This is a genomic window from Protofrankia sp. Cr1 (assembly GCF_963555865.1).
Taxonomy (GTDB): Bacteria; Actinomycetota; Actinomycetes; order Frankiales; family Frankiaceae; genus Protofrankia.
Genome location: NZ_CAUVXO010000137.1, coordinates 2,235 through 11,866 on the forward strand (window position 1 = coordinate 2,235; position 9,632 = coordinate 11,866).

Genomic DNA, 9,632 nt, shown 5'->3' on the forward strand with positions numbered 1-9,632 from the left:
CAGCCGAAGCCGTGATGGCGGGATGCAGCCCGGGCGCGTCCGCGCCGGGTGCGAGCAGGATGGCGGTGCCGGAGAACAGCAGGGTGGCGGCGACGAGACGGTGTGCCAGCGTCTGCGAACCGCCGCCGAGTGGGATCCGTGGCGGGCGGTCGCAGCCTCGTCGTCCGGACCGCCACTCGGCGATGACGCAGATGACGAAGTGCGCCCACGCCAGCCACACCACGCCCGACAGGATCACCATCAGGGTCGCCTGGTCGATCCTGTTCGCAGGAGCCCAGGCAGGAGCCCACACCCCGGGAATCGGTAAACCGACCAGCAGCACCAGCATGGCTGGCACGCCAATTATGATCACGGTGAGGAGAGTGACCGCCCGCACGGCGCGCAGCCGTTCCCGCCGCGGGACGAGCGGGTGAGCAGCCCGCGTCGCCGGCCGTGCATGCCGGCGGCCGGATGGTCCGGCATGGTCGCGGCGGGACGGCGTCACGCTGCCCATCGTCTTCCCCCCGGGTTCGGGCCGACCAGGCTTTCATCCGGGCTGTGGATAAACGTCGTCACTGTTGACACGTTCGTCATCGCTGGACGTCGTTTTCAGGCGCGCTGCACCTGGGGCGGCGGGTACGGCTCGGTGCGGGCGACGGGCGCAGCAGCCTCGCCGAGGAGCCGGATAGTTGCCGAACGACATGTTGATCTATCGTCGGAGCGGACACCAGGCCTCCTTCTGGCCGCGCTGGCAGATGCGACAAAACAGTAGATTCATACAAAAACGTTCGTAACCGTATCAACGGGACGCGCCCTGTGAGATGCTTGTCGCAGCGAACCTGTTACGGAGTGGATCCGCTGGCGCAGGATGTAGCACGATATGTGGCTATCTGATGGATCCCGGTACCACGACACTGTGGCACGCAAAGTGCTTGTTACGCCACTCTTGGCAGAAATGAAGCACCGGTGGTGACTCGATGACCACCGGACGAGATCCGTTGCGGGACGGAACGACCCTGCACCAGACGATCCGCCGCGCTGTGACAGCGCACGCCGAAGCCTGTCCACTCCGCCAACGCCAGCCCACCTACCTGAAAGAGGCCGGAGACGATGCCCAATCTCAACGTCACCTACACCGAGATGGACGACGCCAGTACCAGACTCCGCAACGGCAAGACCGACATCGAGACGCATCTGAACGCCTTGAAGAAGACGGTCGACGCGCTGGTCGCGGGCGGCTATGTCACCGACCAGTCGAGCGTGCAGTTCCAGGACTCCTACGACAGATTCAACACCGGTGTCACCAACACGCTGGGCGGCCTGGACGGTATGGCCGGGTACCTCACGAAGGCCGCGGAGGCATTCCGTACCGCCGACACCCAGCTCGCGAACTCGCTTCGGGGGCAGGGTTAGCAGGCCGGGCTCCACCACGGCCGCCGATTACGAGGCTTCGCGTGTACAGGCCTACACATAACGGAGGTGGGTTTCGATGACTGCTGACCGCCTGTCGGTCGATCTTCCGGGTCTGGACTCCCTCGCGCGCAATCTGGAATCGATCCGATCGACGATGAACGCGACCCGTTCGACGCTCGACCACTATCGGGGCCAGCTTGGCTCGGCCGAAATCGAGAACGCACTCAGCGATTTCGAGCACGACTGGAGCGACGGGCGCAAGAAGATCGATGACAACGCGAACAAGCTGGCGACGATGGCGTCGGAATCCGCGCGGGCACTGCGCCAGGTCGACACCGACCTGGCTACCAACCTGAACCGGGCGTCACAACCCACGGATGAGGGGGTGGCGGGGATCTGAGTAACCACACCGCAGCCAGCTGGCCGGCAACCGCCGGGTTCTCGATCACCATTCCGGACAGCTGGTTCGAGGTGGACCTGAACCCGGTGACCCGCCGGGCATCCATCGACGCGTTGGTCCGCGAGCGCACGCGCGGTGTCCCCGAACTCGCCGGGCACTGCACGGCGATCTCCCGCATACTGCGCCATGCGGCCAGCGACGCCGCTGCTGGTGGCGCACTGTTCTGCGGGGTCATGGCCGAGGCGGTTGAAGGCACGGGCCTGTCCGCCGGAGTGACCGTCTCGGTGCTTGCCGCGCCCGGCGGCGACCGCACGGATGGCGTCGCTGGCGACCGGATCGCTGGCGTCACCCCGGGCGCGATTATGGCCACGCTGACGGAGAAGGTCGCCCGATCACCGGATGACACCTGGACCACGGTGGCACTCGTCGATCTTCCGCAGGCCGGGCAGGCCGCCCGTGCCTACGGTGTCGAGGACCTCACATTGCCTGATCGGGCCGGTTGGATCAGGACGACGACAATGCAGACCTTTGTCCCCATCCCACAGTCGGGCCAGGTCGCCCTGGTCGCCTGCTCCAGTCCGAACATGGTGCTTGTGGACGCGTTGCACGACCTGTTCGATGCGGTGACCTCAACCTTCCGATTCGTCGACCTTCCGATTCGTCCGTGACGGCGGCCAGCTTGCGGCATCCTGCTGACAGCACAGTTGGTCAGTTGGTCGGCTGTTCAGGTGGCGGGATCGTCCGGGTTATGGCCGGGGCGCGGCCCGTACGGCGATGCCGGCGGTGAGAACGCCGAGCCCGGTGAGGATGCTGGCGGCCGGCAGGGTCAACGCGAGGACGACACAGCCAGCGCCGCCGACCAGCGCGAGCGGGCGTAGCCAGCGCCGTTGTGGGCCGTCCAGGGTGAAGGCGCTGGCGTTGGCGACCGCGTAATAGACGAGGATCGCGAAGCTCGAGAATCCGATTGCTCCCCGGACATCGGACACGGTGACGATGACGATGACCGCGCCACCGAGCAGCAATTCAGCCCGGTGTGGAACGCCGTGGGTTGGATGCACCGCGGCGAGCCAGCCGGGCAGATCCCGTTCGCGCGCCATTGCCAGGGTGGTGCGTCCGACCCCGGCAAGGAGCGACAACAGCACCCCGAGACTCGCCACCACCCCGCCCACGCGGACCGCGGGAGTCAGGGAGTGGAGCCTGCCGGCGCTGACCGCGACGGCGAGTGGGTCAACGGCGGCCGCCAGCCGGTCGGGGCCGACGGCCAGCAGGGCGGACAGCCCGACAAGGAGGTAGACGCCGACCGTGAGTCCGAGCGCGGCAGGGATCGCCTTCGGGATCGTCCGCGTGGGGTCGCGGACCTCCTCACCCAAAGTGGCGATCCGAGCGTATCCGGCGAACGCGAAGAACAGCAGTGCCGCGGCCTGCAGGACAGCGTGGACAGCGCCCGGCCCGCTGCCTGGCCAGATCGGGCTCAGCCGATCGGCGTCCGCTGTGCCACCGGCCAGACATGCGACCACCACGAGGGTCAACGCGATCAGGGTCAGCGCGACCAGTAGTCGGGTCAGCTGGGCGGTCTTGGCGATCCCGAAGTAGTTGACCACGGTCAACAACACCGCGGCGGCGACCGCGACCGGGCGGGGATGCTGCGGCCAGGCGTAGGCCCCGATGGTCAGGGCCATGGCGGCGCAGCTAGCGGTCTTGCCGACCACGAATCCCCAGCCGGCGAGATAGCCCCACACGGCGCCGAGGCGGCGGCGCCCGTACACGTACGTGCCACCGGACTCGGGGTAGCGGGCTGCCAGCTGGGCCGACGACGTCGCGTTGCAGTAGGCGATCACCGCGGCGATCGCGAGACCGATGAGGAGGCCGGCTCCCGCGGCGCCCGCTGCCGGTCCGAAGGCCGCGAACACACCCGCGTCGATCATCGATCCAAGGCCGATGATCACCGCGTCACCCGGGCCAAGGTGCCGTTGGAGCGAGCCGGCCGGCTCCACGTCAGTCATGAGTCATCGCCTTCCTGGGACGCCCGCAGGTGTGGCCTGCCGGCGAACGCTATCCAGGCGTGGAGAAGGCGACCTGGATGGGCGTCGTCCTGCCCCGGAGTACGAACAGCCCGCGACCGACGGGCATGGCGGCGGAATTGCCGCGGGACAGCCGTATTCCGAAGAGATCTCCCTCACTGGGCGTGCCCGGCGCAAGGATTACCCCGTTTCGTGACCGACGAGCATCAACCATGAACCCTCGGTACTGGCCGGTCAGGTCCGCGGTCGTACCGGCCGCGATGAACGCGTGACCGTCGTCGCGGGCGGTTCGCAGGAATTCGGTCATACGGTCGGCCAGGGGTGCGTTCGCCAGCAGCTCCGCGTCATCCATGACGACAACCAGGCCGCCCGAGCCCCCGACGCAGGCGCAGGCGGCATCGATGTCGCTGGCCGTCGCCTCCGTACCGAGTACGTCGATCACCTGTGGACGGCCCGCGAGCGCCGACAGCGGTGAGCGCCGAGGGGTCAGCACAAGCAGCCGGGCGCCGCCGGCCAGCAGCGATTCCGCCATCGTCAGCAGCGCGGAGCTCCGGCCGGAGCGCGCCGGGCCGGCGACGACGAAACCAGGTCCGTCGGCGGCGAGATCGATATCGATGGGGGCGAGTTCATCGCCGCCGGCGCCGATCAGCGCGACAAGCGATGCCAATGGCCCTGATCCGTCGGTCGGGGACGGTGATCGTCGTCCCGGGCGCAACGCCTCGGTCTCGGCGACGGTGACGCGCCCGGGGAGCACGTCGATGCGAAACGGCCGTCGGTAGTCGGTTCGGGCGCCAGCGGCTGGTCCCGGTGGCACTCCGTCACGAGTCGCTGCGGCCATGGAGATTTCCTGCAACGCTGTGACCTGCGCACGGCCGGACGGATCCTCGGTGAGCAGCGCGATCTGGGTTTCCACGGAGGTCTCCGCCTGAAATCCACGCCCCGGCGGTAACGTGTCGGGCACCGTGCCCGAGGCGAGGCCCACCATCGCGTAGTCGGACCGGTCCGCCATCCGCAGCACGAACCGGTTCTCGATCGTCCCGCTGAACCGTCCGGACGCGCTGCGTCGATCACCGGTCATGACGACCCGCAGGCCGACCGATGGTCCTTCCCGTAGCAGCCGGGTCAGCAGGTCCACGAGTGCTCCGCCGTCGACGTCCTCGAAGGATGCCAGGAAGCTCTCGAAGCGGTCGATCAGCAGGACCAGGTACGGCAGCGGGCGGTCGCGGTCGACGGCTCGTTGCTCGGCGAGGTCGGCGTACCCGCGGGCGGCAAAGCTCTCCTGCCGTTCGACGATCTCGGCGATGAGCCGGGCGAAGAGCCGTTGAACCCGCTCGGGAGAGTCCCGGCTGACCACGGCCCCGGTGTGCGGCAAGGACGTCAGGGGCGCAAGGGCGTTGTTCCCGCAGTCCAGCGCGTAGAGATGAACATCGGCGGATGATATGGTGGCCGCCGTTGATCCGGCCAGGGTACGCAGGGCTGTTGATCGTCCTGACCGCGGTGAGCCGACGAAGAGCAGATGACCCCCGTTCTCGATGTCGATCGTGAAAGGACGTTGGGCCTGGCGGTCGCAATGGTCCGCCAGGCCGATCGGGACGGGCGGCAACGCGTGCGGGCCCGTGGGGACGGACCCCGGCAGCGTCCGTAGGGCGAGCCGTTCGGGTAGCGGTGGCAACCACGGACTGTATTGCGATGGGATAGCAAGGGTGACGGCTGCCTCCCGGATCGCTTCGACGAGCACCTTGAGGTCGGTGATCTCATTCTCGGATGATCGTGGCCGGGGCGGTGTCGGCGGCGGTTGGCCCAACGCGGCCCAGGTCAGTTCGGTTACCCACGGTGGGGTCAGATAGTCGGTTGTGCCTCCGGAAACAGCGGTGGCCCCGGCCGGTCGACGACCACCGACCCGGCCGGACTGGAACGGGACGAGCGACGCGTGCCCCAGCCGAACGTAGGCACGACCGGGGGTGGCCGGTGAGATGCGCGCGGCGTCCGGCGCGTTGATGACGTCGGAGCTCTCCGCGGTATCGGTGACACGCAGCGCTATCCGTAGGTTCGTGTTCGCCCGGATCTCGGGCGACACCACCCCGCTGGGCCGCTGGGTCGCGAGCAACAGATGGATGCCGAGCGACCGGCCGCGCTGCGCGATGTTGACCAGACCGGTGACGAAGGCGGGCAGTTCACGGGCGAGCGAGGCGAACTCGTCGATCACGAGCAACAACCGCGGCAGCGGGGCCGGGACCGGGGACGGGACAGGGGCCGGGCCGGGGGCCGGGCCGGTCGGTGCGCGACGCGTCTGCGCGGCGGCCAGCAGCGCGTAGTCCTCGATGTCCTTTGCTCCCGCATCGGCGAGGATGTGCTCGCGTCGGCGGAGCTCGGCCGACAGCGACTCCAGTGCGCGGGTCACCAGGTGGGTGTCGAGGTCGGTCACCATGCCGACCGTGTGCGGCAGCCGGACGCAGTCGGCGAAGGCGCTGCCGCCCTTGTAGTCCACGAGCACGAACGTCATCTCTTCCGGCCGGTTCGCGACGGCGAGCGAGGCCACGATCGACTGCAACAGCTCGGACTTGCCGGATCCGGTGGTGCCGGCGATCAGTCCGTGCGGGCCGTCGCGGCGTAGGTCCAGCGCGAACGGCCCGTCGAGCGACAGGCCCACAGGGAAGGCCGTACTGCGAGGGGCGACAAGCCAGCGTGCGGCCACCGCCGCCGCGGTCGGTGGTTCCAGGCCGACGATGTCAAGGAGCCGGGCGGCGGCCGGGATCGTCGCCTCGTCGTCCCCGCCGACATCGCGGACCGGTGCCAGCGCGCGGGCGAGCCGTTCACACCAGGCCGCGGCTCCGGCTGCGCTCACCACAGCGTCGGGCTCGGCCGGCAGCGCGGTCGCGACGAGATCCGGGCGGACGTCATGGACGATCTCGGTGCGCATCTCCACCAGACACAGCCCCGTCTCCCGCTCCTCCGCCACGGCCTGGCACTCCTCCGGCAGGAGCCGGATGTCGCGATCCAGGCAGATCGAGTGGATGCCCACCGCAGGCCCGTCCCGCAGGATTGCGATCATGCCGGGCACGGACCGCAGCCGACGTGCGCCGTCCAAGACGACCAGCACATCCGGGCCGTCGGCCGGCGGATTCCTGCCGCCCGACGTCGCCCGGGCGTCCGCTCGCGCCGCCACCTGGTTGATCAGTTCGCCGATCCGCCGGGCCCGCGACTCATCGTCGGTCCCGAGCAGGACGGTGGTGTTCTGCCCTTCGCTCGGCCGGCAGTGCGGCAGCCACCGCACCCACTGCCAGGCAGCGGCACCGGAGCTGTCGGTGAGTATGCAGATTGCCAGGTCGCGCGGGCTGTGCAGGGTCGCGGCCTGCGCGATCAGCCAGCAGGCGAGCACCCGGGGCAGGTCGCCGCGGCCGGCGATGCCCAACACGCCCCGCTCGGGCAGGGCCACGGTCACCGGGACGTCCGGTGCCGTCCAGGTGATTTCGCGTTTGTGTTCCTGAGCGGCCGGGTCCTCCATCACGACCTCGCTGGGCAGGTCGGCGGTGCCCAGCCGCAGCCGCAGGTAGTCGGGGTTGTCCCGGCGGCGTTCCCACAGGCGCCCGCGTGGCCCGACGGCGGTGAGCAGGACGGTTGCCGGATCGGGAAAGTCGGCGCGCCGGGCCGAGCGTTCGACGAGCAGCGCCTGCTGTGCGTCGGCTTCGACTTCTTCCCGTCGCCGGCGGTAGTCGGCCAGCTGTTTACGGTAGCTGCGCCGGCCCTGCCGGTCGCCGGAGACATGCATTCCGATCATTCCCACCGGGCCGATCACGGCCATCAGCAGAAAGTAATATTGCTTGAACAGGAAGGCCATGGCCACGCCTGCGCCAAGCGGCAGGACGGCCATCAGGATCGGCATGGGACGCCGTTCCGGTTCGGTGGGTTCGCCGGGCAGTTTGTAGCGCGTCCGGCGGATCGGCGGGAGCAGCCGGGGCGGTCGGTTGAAGTCGAGCCCCGCCCCGTCGTCGGAGGCCTTGAGCGCGGCGTCGGCCCGGCTGGGCGCGCTCATCTCCAGCAGCACGGACCCGATCGCGATCTGGGCGCTGGTCGGCAGGTCGATCGGGGCCTGTAACGGCTCACGGTCGACGAGAACGCCGGCGGGTTGCAGCCCGAGGTCGCCGACGGGTTGCCGCCCGGGGTCGGTGGCCGCGGGTATGAGGCGACACGAGCCGTCCGCCATCACGGTGATCGTCATCACCTCGGCGGCCAGGCCGGGATCATCCAGGCGGACGGCGCAGGTCGCTCCGGCGCCAACGGCGAACTCACCGGGCCCGAGTCGGTGGACCACACCCGCGCCCGGTCCGCCGATCACCCGGACCTCGATCAGACCGGGCGGTTCCCGGGGCAGCCAGCCCGCTGGTGAGTCGATGCTGATCAGGGTGCCCTCGTGGATCGGGGACTCGGCGAGCGAGAGTGCCCCGGTGACGAGCCGGCCGTCGACGAACAGGCGCGGCCGGCCTGGCACCCGGTCATGGGACCGCTCGCAGACCAGCGGCGTGAAACGGCCCGGTCGGAGGTGGTTCGCCAGGGCGTAGGCGACCGTACTGACCGGTATATCCGGATCGGCGTCCAGTAGGACGTCGACACTGACGTCGTGGGCCGGGTCGGCTACCGTCAGTGTTAGGCGCATGGCTGCACGATACGGCCTGATACCGACATAACAGGCTTTATCTCAGATATCGGTGGCGCGGTCCCGGTCCCGGTCGCTATGGCTGGGGCCGAGGCAAGGGCCGGGGTCGACGACGGTGCTGGACCCGGCTGCGGACAAGCGCCTCGCTCGCCAGCTGGACGAGCTCCACAGCGTCCGGGGCTGGTGGCTCACCGGACGGGGAGCGCCCTGGTTGCCGCCGGCCGCCGGACCCGGTGACCGGGCCCAGCATGGCCATCCCAACGCTGGCCGACACCCTGATCTGATGGCCGTCGACGCCCATTGGTTCGGTTAGGGACAGGGTCAGCGCTTCGGCCAGGGTTGCCGCGTCCGTGCTGGTCAGGTGACCCGCCACCACGACGAACTCGTCCCCTCCCCAGCGGGCCAACAGGTCGGTCGGACGCAGTGCGGAGGTCAGCCGGGCCGCGGTGGCCCGCAGGACCATGTCACCGATCCGGTAGCCGAACGTGTTGTTAATGGTGCGAAAGGAGTCCAGGTCCAGGAAGAACAGGGCGGCCGGATGGACGCCGTCCCCGCTCGCGTCTTGATCCGAGGTCTGCTCGCGGGCTGTGTCCGTGGATGCCCTCCAGAGCTCGCCGAGGCGCTGGGCGACCGGCAGTCGGTTCGCGAGGCCCGTCAGTGCGTCGTGGGTCGCGTGATGACGCAGCTTGTCTTCGAGATCGTGACGTTCGGTGACGTCATCCACCAGGACGACGAGCCCGCGGCCGCCGACGAGCGGGCGCAACTGTACGTACAACCAGCGGGGACCACGTGGTCCCGGGTAGTGGATCTCCATCTGGGGGCGACCATGAGGGTTGTCCAGCAGCTGCCTGGTCATGGTCACGAGCTGTTCGAGGTGCGGCAGGTGCGCGCCCGTGCCTGCGGCGGCGCCCGCGGAGCGGCGCAGGCGGCAAGCCAGCATTCGCCCGGCTGGACGGGGACAAGGGCAATTCCGGTCGCGGCGCCGCGGCGCCATGCGTCGTTGAGCGTCAGCACCGTGCCGTGGGGATCGAGTACCGCGACCGCGGTCGGCAGCGCGTCGAGAACCACCGAGGCCACGTCGTCGGTCATCACCGAAACCCACCTCTCCCGACGGCCCGGACCCGTCCGGATGTAGCGAGCGTGGTGTGCGAATGCGGCCGTGTCC

6 protein-coding genes and 2 pseudogenes are annotated in these 9,632 nt (G+C 69.3%); 3 read left to right on the forward strand and 5 right to left on the reverse strand.

What is annotated here, in order from left to right:
- Nucleotides 1-493: pseudogene (locus U9980_RS13075) on the reverse strand (hypothetical protein); the annotation flags it as partial.
- A 596-nt stretch (nt 494-1,089) separates the two neighbouring features.
- Here U9980_RS13075 and U9980_RS13080 point away from each other — a divergent pair.
- The 3 genes from U9980_RS13080 to U9980_RS13090 all read left to right on the forward strand — a co-directional run bounded on the left by U9980_RS13080 (nt 1,090) and on the right by U9980_RS13090 (nt 2,460).
- Nucleotides 1,090-1,392: a WXG100 family type VII secretion target gene (locus U9980_RS13080; RefSeq protein ID WP_322749096.1), complete on the forward strand. Its 303-nt coding sequence runs from the start codon at nt 1,090-1,092 to the stop codon at nt 1,390-1,392.
- 76 nt (nt 1,393-1,468) lie between these two features.
- Nucleotides 1,469-1,792, forward strand: coding sequence for a hypothetical protein (locus U9980_RS13085; RefSeq protein WP_322754550.1), 324 nt, complete (start codon nt 1,469-1,471; stop codon nt 1,790-1,792).
- Nucleotides 1,793-1,863: 71 nt separating this feature from the next.
- Complete coding sequence (locus U9980_RS13090; protein WP_322768157.1) at nt 1,864-2,460, forward strand: hypothetical protein; 597 nt, start codon at nt 1,864-1,866, stop codon at nt 2,458-2,460.
- A 78-nt stretch (nt 2,461-2,538) separates the two neighbouring features.
- On the opposite strand, the gene U9980_RS13095 is transcribed toward U9980_RS13090, so the two are convergent.
- The 4 genes and pseudogenes from U9980_RS13095 to U9980_RS13110 form a co-directional block, all read right to left on the reverse strand.
- A complete protein-coding gene (locus U9980_RS13095; protein WP_322768158.1) occupies nt 2,539-3,795 on the reverse strand; it encodes an APC family permease in 1,257 nt (418 codons plus the stop codon).
- Nucleotides 3,796-3,844: 49 nt separating this feature from the next.
- The gene (locus U9980_RS13100; RefSeq protein WP_322768159.1) at nt 3,845-8,467 is read right to left on the reverse strand and encodes an FtsK/SpoIIIE domain-containing protein; all 4,623 of its coding nucleotides are present in this window, start codon (nt 8,465-8,467) and stop codon (nt 3,845-3,847) included.
- A gap of 76 nt (nt 8,468-8,543) precedes the next feature.
- Nucleotides 8,544-9,323: a GGDEF domain-containing protein gene (locus U9980_RS13105; RefSeq protein WP_322768160.1), complete on the reverse strand. Its 780-nt coding sequence runs from the start codon at nt 9,321-9,323 to the stop codon at nt 8,544-8,546.
- A gap of 2 nt (nt 9,324-9,325) precedes the next feature.
- A pseudogene (locus U9980_RS13110) lies at nt 9,326-9,632 on the reverse strand (hypothetical protein); the annotation flags it as partial.